We start from the raw sequence: 25,214 nt of genomic DNA, 5'->3' as shown, positions 1-25,214 counted from the left end.
GTAGCGAAGTAAAGGAGGAGGCGGCCGCAGGCCGCCGGGGGACATGAGCGGAGCAGCGCACCCCGCCGGCCTGATCCCGCCCGGACTCGAACTCGAACCGAGCTTCAGAACTTGTCCAGCACCGCCCCCGAACTCGCGCTGGAAGCGTTGAAGGCGAACTTCGCCTGCACCCCGCGCGTATAGCGCGGCGCCGGCGCCTTCCAGCCCGCGCGGCGTTTGGCAATCTCGGCTTCGGGCACGTTGAGCTCCAGCTTGAGCTGGTGCGCGTCGATGGTGATCGAGTCGCCCTCGTTGACGAAGGCGATGGTGCCCCCGGCCGCCGCTTCCGGCGCCACGTGGCCGACCACCATCCCCCAGGTGCCGCCGGAGAAGCGGCCGTCGGTGATCAGGCCCACGCTCTCGCCCAGTCCGGCGCCGATCAGCGCGCCGGTGGGGGCCAGCATCTCGGGCATGCCCGGGCCGCCCTTGGGGCCGAGGTAGCGCAGCACCATCACGTCGCCGGCCTTGATCTTGCCGTCGAGGATGGCCTGCAGGGCCGACTGCTCGTCGTCGAACACGCGCGCCGGGCCGGTGATGACCGGGTTCTTCAGGCCGGTGATCTTCGCCACCGCGCCCTCGGGCGAGAGGTTGCCCTTGAGGATGGCCAGGTGGCCCTCGGCATACATCGGATTGTCGATGGTGCGGATCACGTCCTGGTCCGCGCGCGGCTGGTCCGGCACGTCCTTCAGCACCTCGGCGATGGTCTGGCCGGTGATGGTGATGCAGTCGCCGTGCAGCAGGCCCGCATTGAGCAGCACCTTCATCACCTGCGGGATGCCGCCGGCCTTGTGCAGGTCGACCGCGAGATACTTGCCGCTGGGCTTCAGGTCGCAGATCACCGGCACCTTCTTGCGCATGCGCTCGAAATCGTCGATGGACCACTCCACTTCGGCCGCATGGGCAATCGCCAGGAAATGCAGCACTGCGTTGGTCGAGCCGCCGGTGGCCATGATCACGGCCACCGCGTTCTCGATCGCCTTCTTGGTCACGATGTCGCGCGGCTTGATGTCCTTCTTGATCGCCTCGATCAGCACCTTGGCCGATTCCTTGGCCGAGTTCTGCTTCTCGTCGTGCGGGTTGGCCATGGTGGAAGAGTAGGGCAGCGACATGCCCAGCGCCTCGAAGGCCGAACTCATGGTGTTGGCGGTGTACATGCCGCCGCAGGAGCCGGTGCCGGGAATGGCGCGGCGCTCGATCTCCTTCAGGTCCTCGTCGCTCATGTTGCCGGCGGCGTTCTGGCCCACGGCCTCGAACACGCTGACGATGTTGAGGTCCTGGCCCTTGTAGTGGCCCGGCAGGATGGTGCCGCCGTAGACGTAGATCGCCGGCACGTTGGCGCGCAGCATGCCCATCATGCCGCCGGGCATGTTCTTGTCGCAGCCACCCACGACCAGCACGCCGTCCATCCACTGGCCACCGACGCAGGTCTCGATGCAGTCGGAGATGACCTCGCGGCTGACCAGCGAGTACTTCATGCCCTCGGTGCCCATGGCCATGCCGTCCGAAATGGTGGGCGTACCGAACACCTGCGCGTTGCCGCCCGCTTCCTCGATGCCGGCAATGGCGGCGTCGGCCAGCTTCTGCAGGCCCGAGTTGCAGGGCGTGATGGTGCTGTGGCCATTGGCCACGCCGACCATCGGCTTCTTGAAGTCGCCTTCCTCGTAGCCCATGGCGTAGAACATCGAGCGGTTCGGGGCGCGCGACTTGCCCTCGACGATGTTGGCGCTGCGGCGGTTGATCTGGATCGGTTTGGTGTCCATCGTGTCTCTGCTCGTGGGGAATCGGGAGCGTCAAGTATCGGACGATTGACTGATTGCTTCCAATCCGATCTTCGTGGCCGATTGATATGCTCGGCATATGAAAGAAGCCTGGATCGACCTGCGCGCCTGGCGCCAGTTCCTCGCGGTGGCCGAGGAGTTGCATTTCGGCCGCGCGGCGCAGCGCCTGCACATGACGCAGCCGCCCGTCACGCAGGCCATCGCACAGTTGGAAAAGACGCTGGGCGTGGTGCTCTTTGACCGCACCCGGCGCCGGGTCGCCCTCACGCCGGCCGGCGAGGCGCTGCTGCCCGAGGTGCGCGAGCTGCTCTCTCGCGCGCAGGCGCTGCCCTTGCGGGCCCGGGCGGCGGCGGCGGGGGAGGTAGGGCGAGTGCGGCTGGCCTTCGTGTCCACCATCGGCTTCGAGCGCCTGCCGGCCTGGGTGCGCGAGTTCCGCCTGCAGTGCCCGGAGGTTGCGCTGGAGTTGGTGGAGGCCACCGGCGACGTGCAGCTGGAGGCCTTCGCGCGCGGCGAGATCGATGCCGGCCTGATGCTGCATTCGCCCGGCTTTGCGCCGCCCGCCCTGGAGCGGCTGGCGGTGTCGCAGGAGCCGCTGGTGCTGGCGCTGCCGTCGAAGCATCCGCTGGCCCGCGCGCCGAAAGTGCCGCTGGCAGAGGTGCTGGCCGAGCCGCTGGTGATCTTCCCGCGCCGCATCGTGCCCTCGCTGCACGACGCGATCCTGGGCCTCTACCACGGCGCCGGCCGTGTTCCGCGGATCGCGCAGGAGGCGATCCAGATGCAGACCATCGTCAACCTGGTCTGGGGCGGCCTGGGCCTGGCCTGGGTACCCGAGAGCGTCACCCAGTTCCGGCGCAGCGGCGTGGTCTACCGCGCTGCGGCCGAGTTCGCGCCGGTCGCCCGCCGCCGCCCGCCGGCCCTGCCGGGTTGCGAGACCAGCCTGGTCTGGCCCGCAGAGACGGGCAACGCAGCGCTCGGTCGCTTCGTGCAATTCATTCGGGCGCAAGGGGCTGTCACGGTCAGCCGGAGTGCCGTTGGCACAATAGGCTGATGCTCATGTATCCGCAGATCAACCCGGTTGCCTTGCAACTGGGCCCGATCGCCATCCACTGGTACGGCCTGACCTACCTGGCCGCCTTCGCTCTCTTCTATTTCCTCGGTACGCGCCGCCTGCGGCACGAGCCCTTTCGCTCCATCTCCGGGCCGGGCGCCTGGACCCGCAAGGACCTGGAGGACATCCTTTTCCTCGGCGTGATGGGCGTGATCGTCGGCGGCCGGCTCGGCTACTGCCTGTTCTACAAGCCCGGCCACTACCTCACGCACCCGCTGGAGATCTTCTTCGTCTGGCAGGGCGGCATGAGCTTCCACGGCGGCCTGCTGGGCGTGATCGCGGCCATGGGCTGGTTCGCGCGCAGCCGGTCGCGGCCCTTCTGGCAGGTGATGGACTTCGTCGCGCCCTGCGTGCCCACCGGCCTGGCCGCGGGCCGGGTCGGCAACTTCATCAACGGCGAGCTGTGGGGCCGCTTCAGCAGCCCGGACCTGCCCTGGGGCATGGTGTTCCCGCAGAGCGGCTCGATGCTGCCGAGGCACCCGTCGCAGGTCTACCAGTTCCTGCTCGAAGGCCTGCTGCTCTTCGTCATCCTCTGGCTCTACGCGCGCAAGGAGCGGCGCGAGCGCCGCGTGTCCGCCGTGTTCCTGATCGGCTACGGCGTGATGCGCTTCATCGCGGAGTTCTTCCGCGAGCCCGATGACTTCCTGGGCCTGCTGGCGCTCAACATGAGCATGGGACAGTGGCTCTGCGTGCCGATGATCGCGTTCGGGATCTGGCTCTACGCCAGCGCACCGGCGGCGCGGGTGCCCGCGGCGGCGCGCGGCTGACGCATGAGGCCGGCGCCGGCAAAGTCCGCGCGCCGTCCCCCGGGTAACTACCGGGGAAAAAACACTTGGCTTCGGCCACCCGTATTCTCAGAATTACGCGTAATTATCGAAAATCACGGCGCCGCCGCGCGCCTGCCGCCGCCTTCGATCTGTCCATGCGCATCGTTCACAACTCCCTGCACCACGAAGTCGCCGCCACGCTGCGCGAGGAGATCTTCTCCGGCACCCTGGCCCCCGGCAGCTTCGTCGACGAGGCGGCGCTGTGCGAGCGCCTGTCGATCTCGCGCACCCCGCTGCGCGAGGCGCTCAAGGTGCTGACGGCCGAGGGCCTGCTGCGGCACGAGCCGCGGCGCGGCTGCTTCGTGGCCGAGGTCACGCAGAAGGACCTGGACGAGATCTTCCCCGTGATCGCGCTGCTCGAGGGCCGCTGCGCCTGGGAGGCGGCGCGCAATGCCAGCGATGCCGAGATCGACGCGCTGGAGGCCCTGCACGACAAGCTGGCGCGCCATGCGCGCGCCAAGCGCATCAACGAGTACTACACCACCAACTACGCCATCCACGAGGCCATCATCATGCTGGCGGACAACCGCTGGCTGGCGCAGGTGATTGGCGACCTGCGCAAGATCCTCAAGCTCGCGCGCCTGCAGCAGCTGCACGCGCCGGGGCGGCTGGAGCAGAGCCTGTCGGAGCACCTGGCGGTGTTCGCTGCGCTCAAGGCGCGCGACAGCGACGGCGCCGAGGCCGCGATGCGCACCCACCTGAACCGCCAGCGCGAGGCCCTGCGGGCCGTGGCGCTGCAACAGAAAGCGAAACTGATCTCATGATGACCAATGCCTCCGATTGGATCACGCGCAACGTCTCGCGCCTGCGCCCCGCGGCCGATGCCAAGGCGGAGGCCGGCAAGCGCGCCGGCGACGGCACCAAGGCGCCGAAGGCCGCGAAGACGGCCCCCGGCCCGCGCCCGCTGGCGGAGCGGCTCGACGCCACGCTGCGCCGCCATGGCGAGGCGCTGGCGCCGCGCGCGCTGCGCCGGGCGATGGCCGACCTGCAGGCGGTGATCGACCCGCGCGTCAGCGAGGTCGAGGCCGGCCGCCGCGCCCATGCGGTGGTCCAGTGGTATGCCGGGCGCGAGCTCGACGAGCGGCGCGACGTGTGGCTGCTGATGAGCGAGCGCTTCGCGCCCGACGTGAAGAAGGTCAGCAGCGCGCGCGACCGCCACCAGGCGGCCATGGGCACGTCCGAGGAGGCCCAGGCCGAAGTGCACCTGCGCCGCGCCCTGGTGTCGCCGCGCGCGCGCCTCCTGCAGCGCTTCGCCATCGACCCGGAGGGCATGCGCTTCCTGGTCGACCTGCGCGCCGAGTTGCTGCCCTACCTCAAGAGCGACCGCCGCCTGCTGCCGCTGGACGCCGAGCTGGAGCACCTGTTCTCCACCTGGTTCGACGTGGCCTTTCTCGACCTGCGCCGCATCAGCTGGGACTCGCCGGCCTCCTTGATCGAGAAGCTGATCCAGTACGAGGCGGTGCACGACATCAAGAGCTGGGCCGACGTCAAGAACCGGCTGGACAGCGACCGCCGCTGCTACGGCTTCTTCCACCCGCGCCTGCCCAACACGCCGCTGATCTTCGTCGAGGTCGCGCTGGTGGACCGCATCAGCGACGGCATCGTGCCGCTGCTGGACGAGGCGGCCGCGCCGGTCAAGGCCGACCGGGCCACGACCGCCATCTTCTATTCGATCAGCAACACGCAGGACGGGCTGCGCGGCGTGAGCTTCGGCGATTCGCTGATCAAGCGGGTGGTCGAGACGCTGCAGGAGGAACTGCCGCGCCTGAAGATCTTCGCCACGCTGTCGCCGATCCCCGGTTTCCGCGGCTGGCTGGGCAAGCAGGCCGACGCGCTGATCCAGCGCCTGGACGAGAAGCGCCAGGCCGAGCTGGGCCGCGTGATCGGCTCGCTGCCGCCCACGGCCGAGCGTCTGCTGGCCGCCGCGGAGGAGGGCGCCGCGCTGGATGCCAAGTCGCCGGTGCGGCAGTTCCTGATGAACGCCGCCGCCGAGTACCTGGGCCGCGCGACGGCCGACGGCAAGCCGGTCGACCCGGTCGCGCGCTTCCACCTGGGCAACGGCGCACGGGTGGAGCGGCTCAACTGGGCCGGCGACCCCTCGCCCAAGGGCGTGAAGCAATCCTATGGTTTGATGGTGAACTACCTCTACGATCTCAAGCGGCTCGACAAGCACCGCGCGCTGCTGGCGCAGGGCAAGGTGGCCGTGTCAGGCGACGTGGACGATCTCTTTCTCAAGGGCTGACAAACTGTGCACCCTGAGGGGCCATGTCCCGTGCGCCGTGGGCCCCGGCGCTTTCGATACCACCCGTAGCAGGAGACAAAAGATGACCCCAAGCTTCCAGCGGCGCGACGTGCTGCGTTTCGCCGCAGCCGGCACTGCGGCCGCCATGCTCGGCGTTCCCGCGCGCGCGCAGTCGGGCTGGCCCACCAAGCCGGTCACGCTGATCGTGCCTTTCCCGGCGGGCGGCGGCACCGACGCCTTCGCGCGGCCGCTCGCGGCCCAGTTCGCCAAGGTGGCGGGCCAGTCGCTGGTGATCGACAACCGCGGCGGCGCCGGCGGCACCCTGGGCGCGAGCATCGCGGCCAAGGCGCAGCCCGATGGCTACACGCTGTTCATGGGCGCGGTGCACCATGCCATCGCGCCATCGGTCTATCCCAAGCTGGACTACGACATCGAGAAGGACTTCGTGCCCCTGATGCTCCTGGCCAGCGTGCCGCAGGTGGTGGTGGTCAATCCCAAGCGCGTCAGCGCCACCACCCTGAAGTACTTCGTCGCCGAGGCCAAGCGCAATCCGGGCAAGCTCAACTACGCCTCGGCCGGCGCCGGCACCTCGCACCACCTGGCCGGCGAGCTGTTCAAGCTGCAGACCAACACCTTCATCACCCACATTCCCTACCGCGGCGCCGGGCCCGCGCTGTCGGACCTGATCTCCGGCAACGTCGACTGCATGTTCGACGGGCTGGGTTCTTCGGCCCAGCACATCAAGGGCGGCCGCATCAAGGCATTGATGGTGGCCGGCGGCAAGCGCAACCCCGCCTTCCCCGACGTGCCCAGCGCCACCGAAGTCGGCCTGCCGGACTACACGGTGACCACCTGGTACGGCCTGTGGACGCCCAAGGGCACGCCGGCCGAGGCGCAGGCGAAGATCGTGGAGGACATGAGGAAAGCGCTGGCCACCGACGAGCTCAGGGTCATCTGGGCCAACAATGGTGCCGAGATTCCGAATCTCACGATGGCGGCCTACGGCGGCTTCGTGAGCTCGGAGGTCAAGCGCTGGGCCGCCGTGGTGAAGGCCTCGGGCGCGAAGATCGAATGACGCCTGATGCCGTCAGGCTGGAGCGCGAGGGTGCGATCGCCCTCGTGACCCTTTCCAACCCCGGCCGGCTCAACGCGATGTCGCGTGCCATGTGGCGCCTGCTGCGCGCCCTGTTCGAGACGCAGATCGCGTCCGATCCGGCGCTGCGCTGCGTGCTGGTGCGCGGGGAAGGGGGCCAGTTCTGCGCCGGCGGCGACATCTCCGAGTACCCGGGCTTCCGCTTCGGCGAGGCTTCGCTGCGCGAATTCCACGAGAACGAGGTCTGGGCCGCGCTGGCGGCGATGCGGGCCTGCGAGCTGCCGCTGGTGGCGCAGATCGAGGGCGCCTGCATGGGCGCAGGCCTGGAGATCGCCAGCTGCTGCGACATCCGGCTGGCCGGCGAGAGCGCCAAGTTCGGGGCGCCGATCGCGAAGCTGGGCTTCCCGATGGCGCCACGGGAGGCCGACCTGGTGCGCGGCGCGGTCGGTGACGTGCTGGCGCGCGACATGCTGCTGGCTGCCGGTGTGCACGGCGCACGCCGCCTGTACGACGCCGGCTTCCTGCTGCAGGTGCTGCCCGATGCGGAACTCGCCCCGAAGGCGCTGGCGCATGCGCAGCGCATCGCCGCGCTGGCGCCGGAGGCGGCCCGCGCCAACAAGCGCACACTGGCGGCCGTTTCCGTCGAAAGTCTGCTCGCGACGGCCTACGATTACGCCGATTCGTCCGAGCACCGCGAGGGCATCGCGGCCTTCCTGGCCAAGCGCCCGCCCGTCTTCTGAAACCGACGCCATGACCGATCCGAACAACGCCAACCTCTTCGCCGCGCTGCGTGCCGCCTTCCCCTCGGACCTCGACGCCATCGCGGTCGAGACCGACGACGGCCTCTACTACTCCTGGCGCGACCTCGACCGCGCGAGCGCGATGATCGCCAACCTGCTCGACGCGCTGGGGCTGAAGGCCGGCGACCGCGTCGCGGTGCAGGTCGAGAAATCGGTCGAGGCCATGATGCTGTACCTCGCCACCCTGCGCGCCGGCTACGTCTTCCTGCCGCTCAACACCGCCTACCGCGAGGCCGAGATCGAGTACTTCATCGGCAATGCCGAACCGGCAGTGGTGGTGTGCACCAGCGCCAACGCCGGCTGGGTGGCCCCGATCGCCACCGCGGCCGGTACGCCCCACGTGTTCACGCTGGACGACGACCGCAAGGGCACGCTGCTGGAGGTGGCCGCCCAGTGCAGCGACCAGCACCGGGTGGCGCAGAAGCAGCCGGACGACCTGGCCGCCATCCTCTACACCAGCGGCACCACCGGTCGCAGCAAGGGCGCGATGCTCACGCACCGCAACCTGCGCTCGAACGCCGAGGTGCTGAAGGACTACTGGGGCTGGCGCAAGGGCGCCGACGTGCTGATCCACGCGCTGCCCATCTTCCACGTGCACGGCCTCTTCGTCGCGATCCATGGAGCGCTCATCAGTGGCAGCCCCATGATCTGGCTCAACCGCTTCGACCCCAAGCGTGTGGTGGCGCGGCTGCCCGACGCCACCGTGTTCATGGGCGTGCCCACGCTCTACGTGCGCATGCTGGCCGAGCCCACGCTCACGCGCGAGGCCTGCAACGGGATGCGCCTGTTCATCTCCGGCTCGGCGCCGCTGCTGCTGGAGACCTTCGAGGCCTGGCGCGAGCGCACCGGCCACACCATCCTGGAGCGCTACGGCATGAGCGAGACGGTCATGCTCACCTCCAACCCCTACAGCGCGGTGCAAGGCGAGCGCCGCGGCGGCACGGTCGGCTTCCCGCTGCCGGGCGTGCAGCTGCGCGTGCGCGACGACGCCGGCGAGCCCTGTCCCCGCGGCGAGATCGGCCACATCCAGGTCGCCGGGCCGAACGTGTTCGCCGGCTACTGGCGCATGCCCGAGAAGACGAAGGAGGAGTTCACGCACGACGGCTTCTTCAAGACCGGCGACGTCGGCCAGGTCGACGGCCTGGGCTACGTCACCATCGTCGGCCGCAGCAAGGACCTGATCATCAGCGGCGGCTACAACGTCTACCCGGCCGAGATCGAGGGCTACATCAACGAGATGGCCGGCGTGGCCGAAAGCGCCCTGGTGGGCGTGCCGCATCCGGACTTCGGCGAGGTCGGCGTGGCGATCGTGGTGCCCAAGCCCGGCGCGGCGCTGGAGGGCGAGGCGGTGATCGGGGCGCTGAAGTCCAAGCTCGCCAACTTCAAGATCCCCAAGCGCTGCTTCGTCGTGCCCGAGCTGCCGCGCAACACCATGGGCAAGGTGCAGAAGGCGTTGCTGCGGGAGCAGCACAAGAAGCTGTTTGCCTGACGACGTGGCAGGCAGCCGGGCCTCAGCCCTTGCACGAGGCCTGCAGGTCCGTGGCGATCTGGGCGGTGAGGTCGGTCAGGGCGCGGTCGAAGGCTTCCTGGATTTCGGCCTCGGTGTTTGCCCAGTTCATGCTCGCGTCGGCTCCACGGTAGATGCGTGCATCCGATGCTTTTCCTTCCCGCGCGCTTTGCACGCGGACGACGAGGTGGGCCGACTTCAGCGTGGCGAGGCCCTGGATATAGGCCTTCAAAACCGTCACCTTGACCGTTCGAGTCGTTCGTTCGTGGGTGTGGCCGGGCATCGCTGCCATGGCATCCGCGAACCATCGGGTGAACCCTTCGCCGCCGATGCGCGTGCGGCCCATCTGGCCCAGCTCCGTCGTCTCACGGCGATCCTCGATGTCTTCGAGGTTGAACGCGCAGGCGGGAGCGGGAGCGCCCACGGGGCTTGAGTTCGGATGAGCCGCCCTGGGAATGCCGGCAACGTGATCGGCGGCGCAACCGGCGAGCGCCAGCACCGCCACCCCGATGCACAGGGCAGCGGCATGACAGGCCGGCCGCTTCAACGTGGCGTGGCGTTGGTGGCCGAGGTCGCGACGGCGGCGCGCGCCGTGCGGGTGGCATCGAAGGCCGCCGCCGCAGCTTCCAGGCTTGCATGGAAGTGCAGGGACCCGTCGGGCGCGCGGTACAGCGAGCCGCTGTCGTCCTGTCGGATCACGTCGGCCCCGACGCTGACACCGTTGCCGATGGCGATGTCGAACTTTTCCGCCACGATCGGCTCCGCAACGGTCTGGCGCTGCAGGTCATCTGCCAGCAGGCGGGCGGCCTGGTCAATGCCGCCGTGCAGCGCCGCGCGCAGCAGCCGGGCGTTGTCGGCCTTCCAGGTGGCGACGTTCTGCGGAATGTCCGCGCCGGGCGCTGGCAGCCTCGTGCGGTAGTGGATGCTGGCACGGTACACCGCATTTTTCGGCGCCAGCACCGGTTCGGCAGCGCTGCCCGGGGCAGGGGTCTGCGCCGTCGCCGGAAGGCCGGACACCGTGCGCGCCTGAGGGCTGCGCGGATAGATCATGCTGCGCGCGGACAGTTCCAGCGCGGAGAAGTCCGGCGACAGGCGGTAGTCGACCGTGACGAACATCACCGCATTCGAGGTGGACGCCTTGAACAACTCCTCGTAGGCCTTGTCGCTGACGGACTTGGTCACGGCCAGATCCGCCAGTTGCATCCGTGGCGACGATGTCAGCGACTGCTGCACCGAATCACGCATCAGTGGATCGAAGCCAAGGTCGACGAGTTCGTCCTTGAGCGGACGCACGCGTTCCTCGGCTTCCTTCGCCCGCTGGGCGTTGACGCCGGCATCCACCGCGCCGAAGGCGCCGCCGCAGGCCGCGGCCAGGAGAATGCCGATCCCTGGAACGGCACCGCATCCGGCGGCGCCGGCCGCGCCGGCATTGGAGCGGACGAAGCTCGCATACAGCTCGGACTGCGTGACGCCGATCTTCACGTCCATGGGCTGCATGGCCGCCAGGACGTCGCTCTTCACGGGCTGGGTCAGGGGCATGCGGGCACAGCCCGCGAGCACAAGCATCAACCCCGCCGACAGTGCGGCGGCATGGAACACCTTCATGACATCTCCTCCCTTGAGATGGTTTTTTGACGGTCGCGATTATTCGCGTTCGCCGATGGGGAGGAGCGCGGTATTCCCTGCCGGGGCTGAAATTTTTTCCGGTGCTAAGGAATTAGTTCGTGTGCTCAAGACGCCGGCCGGCTCAGACGGACAGTCCGTTGAGCAGCCCCGTGCGCGGGTGGCAGTTGATGTACTCGTAGCGCTGCTCGTCCGGCTTGAGCACCGAGACCTCGTGGTACACGCGCAGCTGCAGCTGGAAGTTCAGCGCCTGCACGTAGCGCATGAAGCTGCCGAAGATCGCCACGTGCGTCGGGTGCGATTCGGCCCAGCGTTCCATGTCGGCCAGCGAGCGCCAGAAGCTCAGGCCGAAGGACTTCTGCAGGGGCGCGCCGGTGGGATCGAGGTGCTGCATGTAGCGGTTGCTGTAGCAGCCGATGCCAAGGCCCTGGTCGCGCAGGAAGTCCATGCCCTCGTGCAGCACCGGCTCCATCTCCTCGAGGTAGAGCTTGCGCTCCTGGCCCTGGGTGTCGGTCCACTCCTGGCCGGAACGGATCATCGCGATGTTTTGATGGCCGCCGACGCGTACGCGCTGGCCCGGTGCCGACCGGCCGGCCAGGACGGTGCGCGTGCCCGCGGGCGCCATCGCGTCGGTCTGCGACAGCGGGATGCGGTCGCGCATCGAGCCCCAGTAGGCGTGTTCCTGGATGTCGCTGCTGACGCCGCCCATCACCACGCCGATGCCCTCGAGCCGGTCCGGCGTGTTGAACAGGGTTTCGTAGCGCTCGCTGCGCGGCAGGGCGATCTCGCGGAAGTAGCCGATGCCGTCGGACAGCCGCTCGTCGGATTGCCACCAGGCGTCGATCCCGGGCGTGGCGCTCCAGCGTTCGAAGCGCTGGGGGTCGTCCCAGTAGGCGATCGCGATCATGTTGTCGTAGCCATCGGCATCGACGTGATGCGCGAGGTCGTGATGCCCGGGGCCGTCCGCCCGCGTGAAGCCGCGCGCGATCTCCAGCAGCGCGGCGCAGGCGCGGCCCTGCATCTCGCGGCCGCGCGACTGCACGCCGAAGAAGCCCATGACCACCTGCCCGACCCCCTGGGGTGCGCGTGCCGACCAGGCGGGGTAGGGCGGCGCGTAGTCGTCCTCGATGCGGCGGTGTCGCGTGCGCGGGCATTTCAGGTGCTCGGCGATGGCGGATTCCATGGCGCGCCCCCCGTCCTCAAGCCGCGATGGGCTGGCGCGCCGGCGTGGCGGCCGGCTCGGGGCTGGCGACCACCGTCTCGGGGGAGGCGGGCTCGGCCTCCGACGGCTGCCGGAACACCACCGGCTGGCGGCGCGTCCTGTCGAGCAGCAGCCGCGTCACGTCGGGCCGCGCATAGTGTCCGCTCGGGTCGGCCGCCGCCTTGGCCAGGGAGATCATGCCCAGGTCGATGTCCGCGACCACCAGCCCTTCCTGGTCCTCGGGCAGGGGCGTGCCCAGCGGCGATCCGTCCGGTGCGTAGATGCGGGCGAAGCCGCCGCCCACCCGCAGCATCTGCTGCTTGCCCGGGTCGGTGCACAGCAGCTCGCTCATCGCCGGGGAGACGGTGGCGCAGGGCGCGATGACGAAGCACTGGCCCTCGGCGGCGTAGATCTGGCTGGCGGCATTGTTGACCTCCGGCCCGAGCGCGTAGGCCGCGCCGCGGTAGAGCGAGAAGCTGGGCCACGCGGCGCAGTGGATCTGCTCGTTCTGCGCGTACATCGCGTACTTGCTGAGGGGCTGCAGGTGCTCCCAGCAGGAGAGCGAGCCGACGTTGCCGATCGCCGTCTCGCACACGGCCAGGTCCGAGCCGTCGCCCTCGCCGAAGACCGTGCGCTCGACGTGCGTGGGCTTGAGCTTGCGGCGCGTCTGCACCGTGCGGCCCTGGTCGTCGATCAGCGCCTGCGCGATGTAGAGGCTGCCGGCCGCCTTCTCGCTGTAGCCCAGCGAGACCCAGATCCCATGCTTGCGCGCCGCCTCGCGGATGCGGTCGAACTCGGGCGAGCCGACCACCAGCGAGTTGTCGTGGTAGCGCTGCACGAACTGCATGCCCCAGGCGGGCGAGTCGAGCCAGATCCACCAGGGGTAGCCGGGCGCCCAGGTTTCCGGGAAGGCAATGAGCTTGACGCCCTGGCCGGCGGCCTGGGCCATCAGGTCGATGGTCTTGTCGAGGGTGCCGTCGAGGTCGAGAAACACGGGTGCGGCCTGCACCGCGGCGACGCGAAGGCGGGGATGGGTCTTGCTGGACATGGTGGGCTCCGAAGCGTTGAACGAAGGGCGCCGCACGCCGCCGCGCATCGGGTTAGCGCTGTGGCATGCGGGTTGCTTCCAGCGTAAGTTCGCGACCTGAAATCCTCTTGCCCGGATGTCGCGGCGTTCTTGTTCCAGCGTCGCATCACCAAGCGCCCACCATGCAAGTGCTCAGCACCGATGCCGTTCCGCGCGACCAGCGGCTCGCCTACTGGACCGACATGATCTGCAACGTCTACGTGCAGCTCGGTTGCGATCCGGTGCGCGGCGCCCGCGCGGCCACCTTCGAAGGCAGCATCCGCCGCCACAGCCTGCCCAGCCTCGACGTGTCGGTGGTGCGTTCGGGCGCGCAGAGCGTGATGCGCACGCCCGGCCACATCGCTCGCGGGACGGACGACTACTTCCTGGTGGGCATCCAGACCGCCGGCCAGGGCGTGGTGCGGCAGGACGGGCGCGATGCGGTGCTCTCGGTCGGCGACTTCGCGCTCTACGACAGCACGCGGCCCTACCAGCTGCTCTTCGACGACGACTTCGAGCAGATCGTGCTCAAGCTCCCCGGCGAGCGGCTTCGCAGCGAGCTGCGCGACACCCAGGCGCTGACGGCCACCACTGTCTCCGGCCGCGAGGGCGCGGGCCATCTGCTGATCAGCATGATCCGCACGCTGCGCGAGGACATCGACATGCTGCAGCCGGCCTCCGCCCTGGCGGTGGCCAACGGCGTGCTGAACATCCTGGTGGCCGGGTTGCAGACGCTGCCGGCGGCGCATGCGCCGGGACTGAGCCAGCTCGCCGCCTTTCACCTCGCACGCATCAAGCGCTGCATCGACGAGCAGCTCGGCGATCCTTCCCTGTCCGTGAGCAGCGTGGCGGCGCGGCTGGGCCTGTCGGTGAGCCAGGTCCATCGCGTCTTCGGCAGCGATCCGCTGACGCCCGCGCAGTACATCTGGGAGCGCCGCCTGGAAGCGTGCAGCCGCGACCTGCGCGATCCGCGCCTGGCCGGCCGTACGGTGGCCGAGATCGCCTTCGCCAGCGGCTTCAACGACGCGGCGCATTTCAGCCGGGCGTTCCGGGAGCGCTTCGGCTGCTCGCCACGCGCCTGGCGGCAGACCTGATTCAGGCTTCCCCTGCTCGCCACTGCGCCAACGCGAAGTCCTGGGCGACCAGCTTCTCGGCCAGCAGGAAGCGCTTGACCTCGTCGAGCAGCGCCAGCCCCTCGGCGGGAAAGGCGGTCTCCGGAAACTGGCCGAGCGGGTGCGAGACCTTCACCACCTCCAGCGGGAAGCCGCTGACTTCGGCGTGAAAGGCGTAGTAGCGCTCGCTGTCCTGTCGCATCTCGGCCAGGGCGCGGCGCCGGGCGCGCGTCCAGGCGGCCGGTAGCGCCGGTGCGGCGGCCAGCAGCTTCTGCGAGGCCACGATCACCGAGCTGCCGCGCAGGTGCGGATGGTGGCGCGCCTCGTCGATCACCGGGTAGCCGCGCGAGGCGAGCAGGGGGCCGACGTCGATCTGCGCGGCGAAGGCGGCGATCGAGCCCTGGTCCAGTGCCGCCTCCCCGTCGCGCGGGAACATGTGGATCACCTTGACGGACTGCTGCAGGCCTTGCTCCTTGAGCAGGCCCAGAACGTAGCGGTGCATGTAGGAGCCGCGCGCCACGCCGATGGCCTGGCCCTCGAGCGCCTTCACGCTGCGCGCGCCGCCGCGGGGCGTGAGCAGCCAGACGTTCATGCCGACGGAGTCGAAGCCGATCAGCCGCGCATCCAGGCCGCGCGATCGCGCCACCACCGCCGGCGTGTCGCCGTAGATGCCGACGTCGAGCGCGCCGGAGAGAAAGGCCTCGTTGAGGTCCGGCCGTTGGGGAAGTTGCGCGTCGCGATCTCGCGGATGCCCAGCGGCGCCAGTTCGCGCAGCAGGTGGCCTTCGCGCAGCGCCCAGCCGGTGGCGGTGGCCGGCTTCTTCGCCGGGCCGATGTAGCCGAGCCGCAGCACGGGCGGCGTGCCCTGGGCGAAGGCGGGCAGGGCGCAGGCGGCGGCACCGGCGAGGGCGGTGCGCAGGAGCCGGCGGCGTACGGGGCTGGATGGGGAGAGGGGCATGGGAGTACCTTCGGAGCGGCCGGGCGGGGGGCTCATGCTCAATGCGCCCGCCGCAGCAGTTCGAAGCTGGCATCGGCCGAGGCGGTGGACTGCCGGCCGCGGCCCCAGCCGATCGCGCTGCGGTAGCTGCCCATCAGCGCGGCCGTGGCGGGTTCGGCCTCGTCGACCACCGCGCTGCCGTCGGCGATCGGCGCGACGTAGAGCGCGTCCTCGGGGCAGTAGAGCTCGCACATGAAGCAGGTCTGGCAGTCTTCCTGGCGCGCGATGCGCGGCGGCGCGTCGGGCACGGCCTCGAACACGTTGGTCGGGCAGGCGCTGACGCAGATGTTGCAGGCGGTGCAGCGCGCGGTGCTGACGAGCTCGATCATGCCAAGGCCTCCTCGTTCTCGCGCACGGCGTGGCGCTGCACCCAGACCCGGTCCAGCCCGCCGCTGAGCAGGCGATGGCGCTGCGCCGGGTCCTGGGCCTGGTGCTCGCGCCGGCGGTGCATGCCGCGCGTCTCGGTGCGCCAGAGGGCGCTGGTGTACATCCAGCGGGCGGTCGCCAGCATGGCGGCGGCCTCGCGGGCGCGCATGGCCTCGGCGGCGCCGGCGGCCGGCGCGGCGGCACGCAGGCGCTCCCACAGGGCGTCGAGCCGCGCCAGCGAGTCCTCCAGGACGCCGCCTTCGCGGAACCAGTTGCGCTCGTAGGGAAAGACCTCGGCCTGCACCGCGCGCACCACCGCCTGGCTGTCGATGGGCGTGGCGCCGCGGGTGGCGAGACCCACGCCGCCCGCACGCCGCACGGTCTGCTGGCGCGACAGGGCGCGCGCCTGCACGCCGAAGTCGGCCGCGCCGGCGCCGGCCCAGAAGCCGGAGGACAGGGCCCAGGCAGCGTTGTGGCTGCCGCCGCCGGTGAAGCCGCCGCAGATCAGCTCGCGCGTGGCGGCGTCGCCCGCGGCGTAGAGGCCGGGTACGGTGGTGGCGCAGTGTTCGTCGACGAGGTGCAGTCCGCCGGTGCCGCGCACCGTGCCCTCCAGCCGCAGCGTGACCGGGAAGTGCTGCGTGAAGGGATCGATGCCCTGGCGGTCGAAGGAGACGAAGAAGTTCGGCTGCGCCGTGCGCATCCAGGCGCGGATCTGCGCGTCGGCGCGGTCCAGGCAGGCGAGCACCGGCTGCGTCTGCAGCGTCTGCGCGATCACGCTGCGCCCGCGCGAGGAGCCCGCACCCTCGATCGCCCGGCCCTCGCGGTCGTAGAAGGTGGCCCAGTTGTAGAACAGCGACTTGGTGACGGAGGAGAACGCCGGTCCCAGGCCGTAGGCATTGGAGAACTCCATGCCCGAGAGCGCGGCGCCCACCTCGGCGGCCATCAGCTGGCCGTCGCCCGTCAGCACGTTGCAGCCCAACGCCTTGCTGAGAAAGGCGCAGCCGCCGGTGGCGATCACCACCGCGCCGGCGCGCACCACCCAGCTGTCGCCGCGCTGGCGGTTCACGCCAGCGGCGCCGCACACGGTGCCGTGCTCGTCCACCAAAAGCTCGAGTGCGGGGCTGTGGTCGAGGATGCGCACGCCCGAGGCCTTGGCCTGCTTGCGCATCAGCCGCATGTATTCGGGGCCCTGCAGCGAGGTGCAGCGCAGCTCGCCCTCTTCGTCGACCGGGAAGGGGTAGCCCCATTCCTTCAGGCGCTCGACGTTGGCCCAGGTCTGGGCGAGCACGCGGTCCATCCAGGCATGCTCGGCCAGTTGCCCGCCCATCGCGTAGCGGCTGGCCTTGGCCTCCTCGCGCGCCGAGCCTTCGGGGGAGACATGCCACAGTCCGGTACCGGAGGGCGCGGTGGCGCCCGAGGTGCCGCAGAAACCCTTGTCGGCCAGCACCACGCGCGCGCCGCGCGCCGCCGCGCTCACCGCGGCCCAGGTGCCGGCCGGCCCGCCGCCGATCACCAGCACGTCTGCTTCGTGCCGGCTGGAACCCTCGGCGCCCGACAGCGCCTGTCCCTCGAAATCTCTTGCGCCCATGATGGTCGTTGCCCTCGTTGCAAAGAGCAGCGACCGTACCAACGCGGCGCGCGCGGCACAAAGAAGGAATGCGCGGATGGATATGCGCTTTGCGCAGCGCTCCGCGCAGGCGGCGCTGCTACTGGACCAGCAGGACCGAGATGTCCGTCTCCGCGACGACCTTGGTCGCCACCGAGCCCATCAGCGCGCGTCCGAAGATGCCGTGGCCATGGGTGCCCATCACGATCATCTCGACGCCAGCCGCATTGGCCGTCTTCAGGATCTCCTCGGCGGCATGCCCGTGGCGCGCCTCGACGCGGTAGTTGGCGATGCCCTTCTCGGCGAGGAAGGCCTTGACCGGGTCGATCACCTTGGCGCTTTCCTCCGTGTAGTAGCCTTCCACCAGATCGCGGCTGAGGTGGCGGGTCACGTGGCCGGGAACGCCGGTGGTCACGTGCACCACCACCAGCTCATTCCCCTCGACGAACATGCCGCGATGGGTCACCAGATAGTCGAGAGCCTTGCGGGTATGGGTACTGCCGTCCACGGCGATCAGGATCTTCATGCACTGCCTCTCTGTGTGTCAGGAGCGCGGCGACGCTGCCGCAGCCCGAGCTTATACGGGGCCGCGTCCCGATCGTGGAGAAGCCTATGCGGCCCGGGGGCCATGCTCAGCCGTGCAGGCCCTTCCAGAGCATGTAGGCGGCCAGCGCGTACAGCACGCTGGCGAACACGCGCTTGAGCTTGGCCACCGGCAGGCTGTGCGCCGCCTTCGCGCCCATGGGGGCAGTCAGGAAGCTGCAGACCGCGATCACCGCCAGCGCCGGCAGCCAGATGTAGCCCACGGATCCGGCCGGCAGGTTCTGCACCGCCCGGCCGCTCGCGACGTAGCCGGCCACGTTGGCCACGGCGATCGGGAAACCCAGGGCCGCGCTGGTGGCCACCGCGTTGTGGATGGCGACGTTGCACCAGGTCATGAAAGGGACGCTGATGAAGCCGCCGCCCGCGCCCACCAGCCCCGAGACGAAACCGATCGAGCCGCCGGCCGCGAGCTGGCCGGCGGTGCCGGGCATCTGGCGCGAGGGCTCGGGCTTCTTGTTGCGGAACATCTGCGTGGCCGAAAAGCCGACAAAGAGCCCGAAGATGATGGCCAGCGCCTGGCCCTTGAGCAGCGCGAACACGCCGAGGCTGCCCGCCAGGCTGCCGATCACGATGCCGGGCGCCAGGCGCGTGACGATGTCCCAGCGCACCGCGCCGCGCTTGTGGTGCGCGCGCACGCTGGAGATGGAGGTGAAGATGATCGTGGCCATCGAGGTGGCGATTGCCATCTTCACGGCCAGGTCGGATGACACCCCGCGATGACCCAGGATGATGGTGATGAAAGGCACCATCAGCATGCCGCCGCCGATGCCCAGCAGGCCGGCGAGAAAACCGGTGCCGACGCCCAGCAGGGCGAGCTCGGCGACCAGCAAGGGGTCGATCGTCATCGGGGTCCTCGGAAAAAAGCCACGGCCCCGATGGCGGGGCCGTGGCCTGGAATAGGTGTCTGCGAGTGGGGCCAGACTCGCGTCCTGAACCGGGGTTCAGGTGGGCGAGGGCAGCAAGGCTTCGGGTTCATCTGACGCGAGATGATCACACCCGCCAAGCGATATACCAAGCCCTGCTCCAAGGAGCATTGGTTCAAGGAAATTAAAGCCTGACCAGCACCGCAGACCCGTTCGATTTTACGCGCCCCGCGCATTCCGCGGGAGACTTGACATTCAAAGCAGATGGCCGTCACCAGCCAAAGCCTGGTCGAGGCGCTGGATCAATTGGGAGGCCCGGGCGTCGCCGACGTCGTCGTTCCCGGTGCCCGCGGACGGGGCGGGTGCGACTGGTGCGACCGCCGCGGGGGCGGGCTGGGCGCTGGCGAGGGAGGCCTCGCGCTGGGCCAGGTCAAAGGCCAGGTTCAGCGAGGCCAGCACCGCGATGCGGTCGCGCGCCTTGACCTTGCCCGCATCGCGGATCTTGCACATGGCGGCGTCGACGCGCTCGACGGCCTCGCGCAGTTGCGGTTCGCCGCCTTCGGGGCAGCCAAGCAGGTAGCTCTGGCCCATGATCTGCACTTCGATCTGCTTCATCGATGATGGTTGTTGGACGTCGAGGCGTCTTGGGAGGGATCGGCCGGCAACTGCTCGAGCAGTGCATCAAGCCGGGTGCGCGCGGCGGCCAGGCGCGACTTGAGCGCATCGCGCTCGCGCGTGAGCGCATTCACCTGGTCCTGCAGCAACGCGTTGGTGCGCTGCACTTCCTCATGGCGTACGAGCAGGCGCTCGACACGTTCGGCGATCTGTTCAATACGGCTGGGTGCAGGCATGGGTCGCGATTGTAGTTTCCGGAAGTTCCCGGGTTTACAACTAAAATCCGCCGCGTTGGTGCTCGCGCCGTGGTTCACGCGGCGCAGTTCAACGGGAAGCAGGAGTCGAAGCCCATCGGGCCCAGCCAGCCTGCGCTGCCCCCGCAACGGTCAAGCAGCCGGCACCTCGTGTGCCACTCTCGTCAACAGGCCACTGGGCGCCCTGAAACAGGCACCTGGGAAGGCGGCGAGGGATGCGCTGCCAGCCCGGATACCGGCCAACGAGGCGGCGTGCCGCCTGCGCGAGCAGGCGAGACGCCATGAGGTCCAAGCACTGGCGGGGAGGCCGGTGGCGGACGTTGAACTCCTGTGTTCCATGATGATTTCCCGCGTTCTTCCTGCGCATGCCGGCCGTGCCGCGCCGCGTCCCCGTCCCCTGCTTGTTTCGATCGCCGCAGCCCTCGGCGGCCTGGCCGCCGTGCCGGGCCTTGCGTTCGCGCAGGGCGCCCCGGCACTTGGCGAAACCGTCGTGACCGCCACCCGGACGCCCACGCGCGCCGACGAGCTGGTGTCGGACACCGTGGTCATCGACCGTGCGCAGATCGAGCAGCAGGCCAACCGCACGCTGCCGGAGATCCTGCAGCGCGTGGCCGGCGTGCAGATCACGTCCAACGGCGGGGCGGGCAAGGCCAGCAGCGTGTTCATCCGCGGTGCCGAGGCGCGCCACACCATCCTGCTGATCGACGGCGTGCGCTACGGCTCCGCCACGCTGGGCACGCCGGTGTGGGACAACATTCCGGTGGAGATGATCGAGCGCATCGAAGTGGTCAAGGGCCCGGCCTCGGCGCTGTACGGCAGCGAAGGCGTGGGCGGCGTGGTGCAGATCTTCACGCGCAAGGCCCGGCCGGGCGAGTCCCTGTTCAGCCCGCGCGCCTCCACCACCATCGGCAGCGAAGGCTACAAGCAGATCACCGGCGGCTTCACCGGCGCCTCGGGGCCCTTCACCTACTCGCTCGACGCCTCGCGCACGATCGACAAGGGCTTCTCGGCCACCAATCGCCGCGTGCCCTTCGGCAACTTCAACGCCGACCGCGACCCTTTCCTCCAGAGCGCCCTCAACGCGTCGTTCGGCTTCCAGATCAACCCCGACTGGAAGATCGATTCCGGCCTGCTGTATGCCGAGGGCCTCAACCACTACGACGACGGCCCGGGCCGCGACACCCGCGGCCGGGTGCGCACACAGCTCGCCTACATCGGCGTGAGCGGCAAGGTGATGTCGAACTGGAACACGCAGCTGCGCTATGGGCGCAGCGAGGACTACACGCGCAACATCGTTGCCTCGACATTCAACCTGCCGGGCCTGTTCGAGACCACGCAGGACCAGTACCTGTGGCAGAACGACATCGCGACGCCGATCGGCACCGTGGTCGCCGGCCTGGAGCGCCGCGTGCAGGAGGTGAACAGCGACACCCGCTACACGGTCAACAAGCGTGACATCGACTCGGCCTTCGTCGGCCTGAACGGCAATGCCGGCGACCACACCTGGCAGCTCAACACCCGCTACGACCGCAACTCGCAGTTCGGCCACAACAACACCTGGTTCGCGGGCTACGGCTACCGCATCGCGCCGAACTGGCGCGTCAATGTCTCGCACGGCACCAGCTTCGTGGCGCCGTCCTTCAACCAGCTCTACTTCCCGAGCTTCGGCAACACGGCGCTGCAACCGGAGGAAGGCAAGAACACCGACGTGGGCATCACCTGGAGCCAGGACGGCCACAGCGTGAAGCTGGTGCGCTATGACAACAAGATCCGCGGCTTCATCACCAATGCCACGCGCCCCGAGAACATTCCGCGGGCCCGCATCGAGGGCTGGACCCTGGGCTACGAGGGCCAGTTCGACCCATGGACGCTTCGCGCCAGTGTCGACTCGCTCGACCCGCGCAACGAGGGCACCGGCAAGCAACTGCCGCGGCGCGCCAAGAACCAGGCCTCGGTCGGGATCGACTACGCTGTAGGTCCGTGGAAATTCGGCGCCTCGGCATTGCATGTGGGACGGCGCTTCGACGATACGCTCAACACGATCAAGCTCGGCAACTTCACCACGGTCGATCTCTATGGGGAGTACAGGGTCGCGAAGGACTGGACGGTGCAGGCCCGCCTCACCAACCTCAACGATGTCACCTACGAAACCGTTGCTGGCTACAACCAGCGTGGACGCTCCCTCTACCTGACCCTGCGGTGGCAACCGAAGTCCTGAAGCCCACCGTCCGCCGCGAGCTGATCCTCGGCGGGCAGCGAAGCGGCAAGTCGCGGCGTGCCGAGCAGTGCGCGGCCGAATGGCTGGCGCTCGCGCCGTCGCACCGGGCCGTGCTGATCGCGACCGCGACGGCGCACGACGAGGAGATGCGCGCGCGCATCGCCCGCCACCGCGCCGACCGGGCGCTGCGCGTGCCGGCCCTCGCCACGGTGGAGGAAAGCCTCCGCCTCGGCGCGGCGCTGGCCCGGCACAGCGAGCCCGGCACGCTGGTGCTGGTCGATTGCCTGACCCTTTGGCTGACCGAGCTGCTGATGCCGGCCACTGCCGACGCCGCGCCCCACGACGCCGAGACGGCGCAGGCCGCGCTGCTGCACGCCCTGCACGACGTGCGCGGCCCGGTGGTGCTGGTGAGCAACGAGATCGGGCTGGGCGTGATCCCGATGGGCCGCGAGGTGCGCGCCTATGTCGACGCCCTGGGCCGTCTCAACCAGGCGGTGGCGGCGGCCTGCGAGCGCGTGACCCTGATGGCGGCCGGCCTGCCGCTTTCCCTGAAGGAGCCTTCATGAAGCGCCTGTTCGCCGGGCTGCTGGCCGCGCTGGCCTTCGCCGCGCAGGCCTACGTCGTGACCGATGAGCGCGGCGTGCGGGTGGAACTGCCGCGGCCGCCGCAGCGCATCGTGACGCTGCTGCCCTCGCTGACCGAATCGATCTGCACGCTGGGCGCCTGCGATCGCCTGGTGGGCGTGGATCGCTACTCGAACTGGCCCGACTCGGTGCGCGCGCTGCCGCAGATGGGCGGTGGCATCGACCCGAACGTGGAAGCCGTCGTCGCGCTCAAGCCCGACGTGGTATTGCTCGCGCGGTCCTCGCGCGTCACGCAGCGGCTAGAGGCGCTGGGTCTGAAGGTGCTGGTGCTCGAGCCCAAGAACCATGAGGACATGCGGCGCGTGCTCGACGCGCTGGGCCAGGTGCTGGGCACGCCGGATGCGCAGCGTGTCTGGCGCGACATCGACGCCAGCGTCTCCGCGGCGGCCATGTCACTGCCTGCATCCGTTGCGCGCACGCGGGTCTACTTCGAGATCAACAACGCGGTCTACGCGGCCGGCGAGAGCTCTTTCATCGGCGAGACCCTCACGCGCCTCGGGGTGAAGAACATCGTGCCGGCCTCGATGGGCCCCTTTCCCAAGCTCAACCCCGAGTACGTGGTGCGCGCCGACCCCGACCTGATCATGGTCAGCGTGCGCAGCGCGCAGGGGCTGGAGCAGCGCCCGGGCTGGGGCGGCATCCGCGCCGTGCGCGAAGGCCGGATCTGCCGATTCACGGCCGACGAAGCCGACGTGCTGGTGCGGCCGGGCCCGCGCATGGGGGAGGCCGCCCAGCTGATGGTCCGCTGCCTGCAGCAGAAAGCGCGTGGAGGCACGGGTTGAAGAGCGAGTATCGGCGCGCGCTCGCGCTGGGGCTGGTGCTGCTCCTGTCGGGCGCCGGGCTGCTGGCGCTCGGCGCGGGCATCGGCAGCACCGGCTTCGAAAGCGTGCTCGCTGCGGGCAGCGACCCGGTCGCGTGGCAGATCGTGTGGGACATCCGCCTGCCGCGCACCATGGGCGCCTGGCTGGCCGGCGCGCTGCTCGGCCTGGCCGGCGCGGTGGCGCAGGGGCTGTTCCGCAATCCGCTGGCCGACCCGTACCTGCTGGGCAGCGCCTCGGGCGCCTCGCTGGGCGTGGCCATCGCGCTGACCCTCTTCGGCGTCTCGCCGACCAGCACCGAATGGGTGGTGCGCCTGGGCCTGACCGGCGCCGCCTTCCTCGGCGCGGTGCTGGCGGTGCTCTTGACCCTTCTGCTTGCGCGCGGCGTGCAGCAGACGCTGCGCCTGCTGCTGGCCGGGGTGATCGTCGGCGTGGTGCTGGGCGCTGCCAAGGACCTGATCAGCATCGCCTCGGCCGACATCCTGCAGGCCCTGCAAGGCTTCATGCTCGGAAGCACCGGCCTGGTCGGATGGGGCGCCTGCGGGGTCATGGGCGTGCTCGGCGTCGCCTGCCTGCTGCTCGCCTGGATGCTGGCGCCGGTGCTGGACGGCCTGGCGCTCGGCGAGGCCACCGCCAGCAGCCTGGGCTTGCCGCTGCCCGCGATGCGGGCGGCGCTGGTGGCGGTGCTGGCCCTGGCCACCGGCGCCGCGGTGGCGCAGACCGGGCTGATCGCCTTCGTCGGCCTGGCGGCGCCGCACCTGGTGCGCTCGGCGGTGAAGACCACGCATGCCCGGCTGATCGTGCTGTCCGCCGCCATGGGCGGGCTGCTGCTGATGGCGGCGGACCTGCTGGCGCGCTGGCTGATCGCGCCGCAGGAGCTGCCGGTGGGCGTGCTGACCGCGGTGCTCGGTGGCAGCTACCTGCTGTGGCTCATGCACCGGCGCAGCGCGCGCGGAGCCTGGCGATGACGCGGCAGCTGCTGCACGGGGTGGCGCTGGAGGCGCGCCAGGTCAGCGCCGCGCTGGGCGACGCCGAGGTGCTGCACGGCATCGACCTCGCGCTGACCGCCGGCCAGTGGACCAGCATCGTCGGCCCCAACGGCGCCGGCAAGTCCACGCTGCTCAAGGTGCTGGCCGGCCTGCTGGCCCATCGTGGCGAGGTGCGTCTGCATGGCCAGCCGCTGGCCGGGCTGGGCGCGCGCGCCCGGGCGCGCCGGCTCGCCTGGCTGGGGCAGGGTGGGGCCGGCGAGGGCAGCGCCGACGACCTGATGGTCTACGACGTGGCCATGCTCGGCCGCCTGCCGCACCAGCGCTGGCTGGCAGCGCCGGGCCCGGCCGACCGGGCCGCGGTCGAGCACGCGCTGCGCAGCACGCAGGCCTGGGAGTGGCGCGAGCGGCCCCTCGGCCAGCTGTCCGGTGGTGAGCGGCAGCGCGTGCTGCTGGCGCGCGCACTGGCCGTCGAGGCCGAGCTGCTGCTGATGGACGAGCCGCTGGCCAACCTGGACCCGCCGCACCAGGCCGACTGGATCGCGCTCGCGCGCTCGCTGGTGAAACAGGGCCGAACGGTGGTCAGCGTGCTGCACGAACTCAACGTCGCGCTGGCGGCCGACGCGATGGTCGTGATGGCCGGCGGCCGCGTGCTGCACCATGGCCGCTGCAACGACCCCGCGAGCCACCAGGCGCTGGAGTCGGTGTTCGACGGCCGGGTCGTCGTGCACCGCGTGGCCGGCCAGTGGATCGCCATCCCGAAATGACGCTCTCCCCCAGGCTCCCCCACTTCGTGTGGTCCGCCAACCCCCTCACCGGGGGCAACACCAGCGGCCCGGCAAAGCCGGT

The 25,214-nt window shown here is 70.0% G+C and carries 26 protein-coding genes, 1 other RNA gene and 1 riboswitch; of the genes, 13 read left to right on the top strand and 14 right to left on the bottom strand.

The genetic code is table 11. From position 1 onward, the window contains the following. Positions 1-104: 104 nt before the first annotated feature. Complete coding sequence (ilvD, locus tag A8M77_RS18170; protein ID WP_086922903.1) at positions 105-1,799, bottom strand: dihydroxy-acid dehydratase; 1,695 nt, start codon at positions 1,797-1,799, stop codon at positions 105-107. Between the two features lie 97 nt (positions 1,800-1,896). On the opposite strand from ilvD, the gene A8M77_RS18165 reads away from it, so the two are divergent. The 7 genes from A8M77_RS18165 (at position 1,897) to A8M77_RS18135 (ending at position 9,376) form a co-directional block, all read left to right on the top strand. Next, positions 1,897-2,865 carry a LysR family transcriptional regulator gene (locus A8M77_RS18165; protein ID WP_086922902.1) on the top strand — a complete coding sequence of 323 codons (969 nt, stop codon included), beginning with the start codon at positions 1,897-1,899 and terminating at the stop codon, positions 2,863-2,865. Then, positions 2,865-3,692, top strand: a complete 828-nt coding sequence (gene lgt / locus A8M77_RS18160) for a prolipoprotein diacylglyceryl transferase (protein ID WP_086922901.1) — start codon at positions 2,865-2,867, stop codon at positions 3,690-3,692. The genes A8M77_RS18165 and lgt overlap by 1 nt, the downstream gene beginning before the upstream one ends. Before the next feature lie 155 nt (positions 3,693-3,847). Continuing rightward, complete coding sequence (locus A8M77_RS18155; protein WP_086922900.1) at positions 3,848-4,516, top strand: GntR family transcriptional regulator; 669 nt, start codon at positions 3,848-3,850, stop codon at positions 4,514-4,516. Next, positions 4,516-5,994 carry a malonyl-CoA decarboxylase gene (locus tag A8M77_RS18150; RefSeq protein WP_086922915.1) on the top strand — a complete coding sequence of 493 codons (1,479 nt, stop codon included), beginning with the start codon at positions 4,516-4,518 and terminating at the stop codon, positions 5,992-5,994. The genes A8M77_RS18155 and A8M77_RS18150 overlap by 1 nt, the downstream gene beginning before the upstream one ends. An 82-nt stretch (positions 5,995-6,076) precedes the next feature. Next, entirely contained in the window at positions 6,077-7,069 is a 993-nt protein-coding gene (locus A8M77_RS18145) for a Bug family tripartite tricarboxylate transporter substrate binding protein (RefSeq protein ID WP_086922899.1), read from the top strand. Continuing rightward, positions 7,066-7,827 carry an enoyl-CoA hydratase/isomerase family protein gene (locus tag A8M77_RS18140; protein WP_086922898.1) on the top strand — a complete coding sequence of 254 codons (762 nt, stop codon included), beginning with the start codon at positions 7,066-7,068 and terminating at the stop codon, positions 7,825-7,827. The genes A8M77_RS18145 and A8M77_RS18140 overlap by 4 nt, the downstream gene beginning before the upstream one ends. A 10-nt stretch (positions 7,828-7,837) precedes the next feature. Continuing rightward, entirely contained in the window at positions 7,838-9,376 is a 1,539-nt protein-coding gene (locus tag A8M77_RS18135; protein WP_086922897.1) for a malonate--CoA ligase, read from the top strand. 22 nt (positions 9,377-9,398) lie between these two features. On the opposite strand, the gene A8M77_RS18130 is transcribed toward A8M77_RS18135, so the two are convergent. The 4 genes from A8M77_RS18130 to A8M77_RS18115 form a co-directional block, all read right to left on the bottom strand. Beyond that, on the bottom strand, positions 9,399-9,941 hold the full coding sequence (locus A8M77_RS18130) for a hypothetical protein (RefSeq protein WP_143694645.1): 543 nt from the start codon (positions 9,939-9,941) through the stop codon (positions 9,399-9,401). Continuing rightward, a complete protein-coding gene (locus A8M77_RS18125) occupies positions 9,938-10,999 on the bottom strand; it encodes a hypothetical protein (protein WP_086922895.1) in 1,062 nt (353 codons plus the stop codon). The genes A8M77_RS18130 and A8M77_RS18125 overlap by 4 nt, the downstream gene beginning before the upstream one ends. A gap of 142 nt (positions 11,000-11,141) precedes the next feature. Next, positions 11,142-12,200, bottom strand: coding sequence for a phenylacetaldoxime dehydratase family protein (locus A8M77_RS18120; protein ID WP_086922894.1), 1,059 nt, complete (start codon positions 12,198-12,200; stop codon positions 11,142-11,144). 16 nt (positions 12,201-12,216) lie between these two features. Beyond that, positions 12,217-13,266, bottom strand: a complete 1,050-nt coding sequence (locus A8M77_RS18115; RefSeq protein WP_086922914.1) for a carbon-nitrogen hydrolase family protein — start codon at positions 13,264-13,266, stop codon at positions 12,217-12,219. A 161-nt stretch (positions 13,267-13,427) separates the two neighbouring features. On the opposite strand from A8M77_RS18115, the gene A8M77_RS18110 reads away from it, so the two are divergent. Beyond that, complete coding sequence (locus A8M77_RS18110; protein ID WP_086922893.1) at positions 13,428-14,378, top strand: helix-turn-helix domain-containing protein; 951 nt, start codon at positions 13,428-13,430, stop codon at positions 14,376-14,378. 1 nt (position 14,379) lies between these two features. Here the strand turns inward: A8M77_RS18110 and A8M77_RS18105 are convergent, their stop codons facing one another. From A8M77_RS18105 to A8M77_RS18075, 9 genes are all read right to left on the bottom strand, one after another. Beyond that, positions 14,380-15,045, bottom strand: coding sequence for a hypothetical protein (locus A8M77_RS18105; protein ID WP_337590021.1), 666 nt, complete (start codon positions 15,043-15,045; stop codon positions 14,380-14,382). Then, positions 15,009-15,353, bottom strand: coding sequence for a hypothetical protein (locus A8M77_RS36870; RefSeq protein WP_238136868.1), 345 nt, complete (start codon positions 15,351-15,353; stop codon positions 15,009-15,011). Before A8M77_RS36870 ends, A8M77_RS18105 begins: the two co-directional genes overlap by 37 nt. Before the next feature lie 38 nt (positions 15,354-15,391). Next, the gene (locus A8M77_RS18100) at positions 15,392-15,721 is read right to left on the bottom strand and encodes a 4Fe-4S binding protein (RefSeq protein ID WP_086922892.1); all 330 of its coding nucleotides are present in this window, start codon (positions 15,719-15,721) and stop codon (positions 15,392-15,394) included. Further along, positions 15,718-17,346, bottom strand: coding sequence for an FAD-dependent oxidoreductase (locus tag A8M77_RS18095; protein ID WP_086922891.1), 1,629 nt, complete (start codon positions 17,344-17,346; stop codon positions 15,718-15,720). Before A8M77_RS18095 ends, A8M77_RS18100 begins: the two co-directional genes overlap by 4 nt. 118 nt (positions 17,347-17,464) lie before the next feature. Then, on the bottom strand, positions 17,465-17,890 hold the full coding sequence (locus A8M77_RS18090) for a universal stress protein (protein ID WP_086922890.1): 426 nt from the start codon (positions 17,888-17,890) through the stop codon (positions 17,465-17,467). A 106-nt stretch (positions 17,891-17,996) separates the two neighbouring features. Further along, positions 17,997-18,812 (bottom strand): sulfite exporter TauE/SafE family protein, encoded by an 816-nt coding sequence (locus A8M77_RS18085; RefSeq protein WP_086922889.1) that lies wholly within the window; start codon positions 18,810-18,812, stop codon positions 17,997-17,999. A gap of 52 nt (positions 18,813-18,864) precedes the next feature. Then, positions 18,865-19,043: non-coding RNA, 6S RNA (ssrS, locus tag A8M77_RS37440), on the bottom strand. 42 nt (positions 19,044-19,085) lie between these two features. Further along, the gene (locus A8M77_RS18080; RefSeq protein ID WP_086922888.1) at positions 19,086-19,445 is read right to left on the bottom strand and encodes a cell division protein ZapA; all 360 of its coding nucleotides are present in this window, start codon (positions 19,443-19,445) and stop codon (positions 19,086-19,088) included. After that, positions 19,442-19,681 (bottom strand): DUF904 domain-containing protein, encoded by a 240-nt coding sequence (locus tag A8M77_RS18075; RefSeq protein ID WP_086922887.1) that lies wholly within the window; start codon positions 19,679-19,681, stop codon positions 19,442-19,444. The genes A8M77_RS18080 and A8M77_RS18075 overlap by 4 nt, the downstream gene beginning before the upstream one ends. Positions 19,682-19,720: 39 nt before the next feature. Next, positions 19,721-19,957: riboswitch (cobalamin riboswitch) on the top strand. A gap of 79 nt (positions 19,958-20,036) precedes the next feature. Between A8M77_RS18075 and A8M77_RS18070 the strand changes: the two genes are divergently transcribed. The 5 genes from A8M77_RS18070 to A8M77_RS18050 are packed head-to-tail and all read left to right on the top strand — an operon-like array spanning position 20,037 to position 25,132. Beyond that, a complete protein-coding gene (locus A8M77_RS18070; protein ID WP_238136866.1) occupies positions 20,037-21,917 on the top strand; it encodes a TonB-dependent receptor domain-containing protein in 1,881 nt (626 codons plus the stop codon). Next, positions 21,899-22,483 (top strand): bifunctional adenosylcobinamide kinase/adenosylcobinamide-phosphate guanylyltransferase, encoded by a 585-nt coding sequence (gene cobU / locus A8M77_RS18065; RefSeq protein ID WP_238136865.1) that lies wholly within the window; start codon positions 21,899-21,901, stop codon positions 22,481-22,483. Before A8M77_RS18070 ends, cobU begins: the two co-directional genes overlap by 19 nt. Further along, complete coding sequence (locus A8M77_RS18060) at positions 22,480-23,343, top strand: ABC transporter substrate-binding protein (RefSeq protein ID WP_086922886.1); 864 nt, start codon at positions 22,480-22,482, stop codon at positions 23,341-23,343. Before cobU ends, A8M77_RS18060 begins: the two co-directional genes overlap by 4 nt. After that, the gene (locus A8M77_RS18055; RefSeq protein ID WP_086922885.1) at positions 23,340-24,347 is read left to right on the top strand and encodes a FecCD family ABC transporter permease; all 1,008 of its coding nucleotides are present in this window, start codon (positions 23,340-23,342) and stop codon (positions 24,345-24,347) included. Before A8M77_RS18060 ends, A8M77_RS18055 begins: the two co-directional genes overlap by 4 nt. Further along, positions 24,344-25,132 (top strand): ABC transporter ATP-binding protein, encoded by a 789-nt coding sequence (locus A8M77_RS18050; RefSeq protein WP_086922884.1) that lies wholly within the window; start codon positions 24,344-24,346, stop codon positions 25,130-25,132. Before A8M77_RS18055 ends, A8M77_RS18050 begins: the two co-directional genes overlap by 4 nt. The last annotated feature ends 82 nt before the right edge of the window (positions 25,133-25,214 follow it).

This window comes from Variovorax sp. JS1663, assembly GCF_002157355.1.
Classification (GTDB): Bacteria; Pseudomonadota; Gammaproteobacteria; order Burkholderiales; family Burkholderiaceae_C; genus Variovorax.
This window is presented reverse-complemented; position numbering and strand designations above follow the sequence as displayed.

Bases quoted from the DNA above. Each gene is read 5' to 3' on its own strand.
- A8M77_RS18070 (WP_238136866.1), top strand. From the start codon at position 20,037: ATGATGATTTCCCGCGTTCTTCCTGCGCATGCCGGCCGTGCCGCGCCG.
- A8M77_RS18075 (WP_086922887.1), bottom strand. From the start codon at position 19,681: ATGCCTGCACCCAGCCGTATTGAACAGATCGCCGAACGTGTCGAGCGC.
- A8M77_RS18135 (WP_086922897.1), top strand. From the start codon at position 7,838: ATGACCGATCCGAACAACGCCAACCTCTTCGCCGCGCTGCGTGCCGCC.
- A8M77_RS18155 (WP_086922900.1), top strand. From the start codon at position 3,848: ATGCGCATCGTTCACAACTCCCTGCACCACGAAGTCGCCGCCACGCTG.
- A8M77_RS18100 (WP_086922892.1), bottom strand. From the start codon at position 15,721: ATGATCGAGCTCGTCAGCACCGCGCGCTGCACCGCCTGCAACATCTGC.
- A8M77_RS18165 (WP_086922902.1), top strand. From the start codon at position 1,897: ATGAAAGAAGCCTGGATCGACCTGCGCGCCTGGCGCCAGTTCCTCGCG.
- A8M77_RS18110 (WP_086922893.1), top strand. From the start codon at position 13,428: ATGCAAGTGCTCAGCACCGATGCCGTTCCGCGCGACCAGCGGCTCGCC.
- A8M77_RS18150 (WP_086922915.1), top strand. From the start codon at position 4,516: ATGACCAATGCCTCCGATTGGATCACGCGCAACGTCTCGCGCCTGCGC.
- A8M77_RS18095 (WP_086922891.1), bottom strand. From the start codon at position 17,346: ATGGGCGCAAGAGATTTCGAGGGACAGGCGCTGTCGGGCGCCGAGGGT.
- A8M77_RS18115 (WP_086922914.1), bottom strand. From the start codon at position 13,266: ATGTCCAGCAAGACCCATCCCCGCCTTCGCGTCGCCGCGGTGCAGGCC.
- A8M77_RS18085 (WP_086922889.1), bottom strand. From the start codon at position 18,812: ATGACGATCGACCCCTTGCTGGTCGCCGAGCTCGCCCTGCTGGGCGTC.
- lgt (WP_086922901.1), top strand. From the start codon at position 2,865: ATGCTCATGTATCCGCAGATCAACCCGGTTGCCTTGCAACTGGGCCCG.
- A8M77_RS18125 (WP_086922895.1), bottom strand. From the start codon at position 10,999: ATGAAGGTGTTCCATGCCGCCGCACTGTCGGCGGGGTTGATGCTTGTG.
- A8M77_RS18140 (WP_086922898.1), top strand. From the start codon at position 7,066: ATGACGCCTGATGCCGTCAGGCTGGAGCGCGAGGGTGCGATCGCCCTC.
- A8M77_RS18080 (WP_086922888.1), bottom strand. From the start codon at position 19,445: ATGAAGCAGATCGAAGTGCAGATCATGGGCCAGAGCTACCTGCTTGGC.
- A8M77_RS18090 (WP_086922890.1), bottom strand. From the start codon at position 17,890: ATGAAGATCCTGATCGCCGTGGACGGCAGTACCCATACCCGCAAGGCT.
- A8M77_RS36870 (WP_238136868.1), bottom strand. From the start codon at position 15,353: ATGCCCCTCTCCCCATCCAGCCCCGTACGCCGCCGGCTCCTGCGCACC.
- A8M77_RS18060 (WP_086922886.1), top strand. From the start codon at position 22,480: ATGAAGCGCCTGTTCGCCGGGCTGCTGGCCGCGCTGGCCTTCGCCGCG.
- A8M77_RS18120 (WP_086922894.1), bottom strand. From the start codon at position 12,200: ATGGAATCCGCCATCGCCGAGCACCTGAAATGCCCGCGCACGCGACAC.
- ilvD (WP_086922903.1), bottom strand. From the start codon at position 1,799: ATGGACACCAAACCGATCCAGATCAACCGCCGCAGCGCCAACATCGTC.
- A8M77_RS18145 (WP_086922899.1), top strand. From the start codon at position 6,077: ATGACCCCAAGCTTCCAGCGGCGCGACGTGCTGCGTTTCGCCGCAGCC.
- A8M77_RS18050 (WP_086922884.1), top strand. From the start codon at position 24,344: ATGACGCGGCAGCTGCTGCACGGGGTGGCGCTGGAGGCGCGCCAGGTC.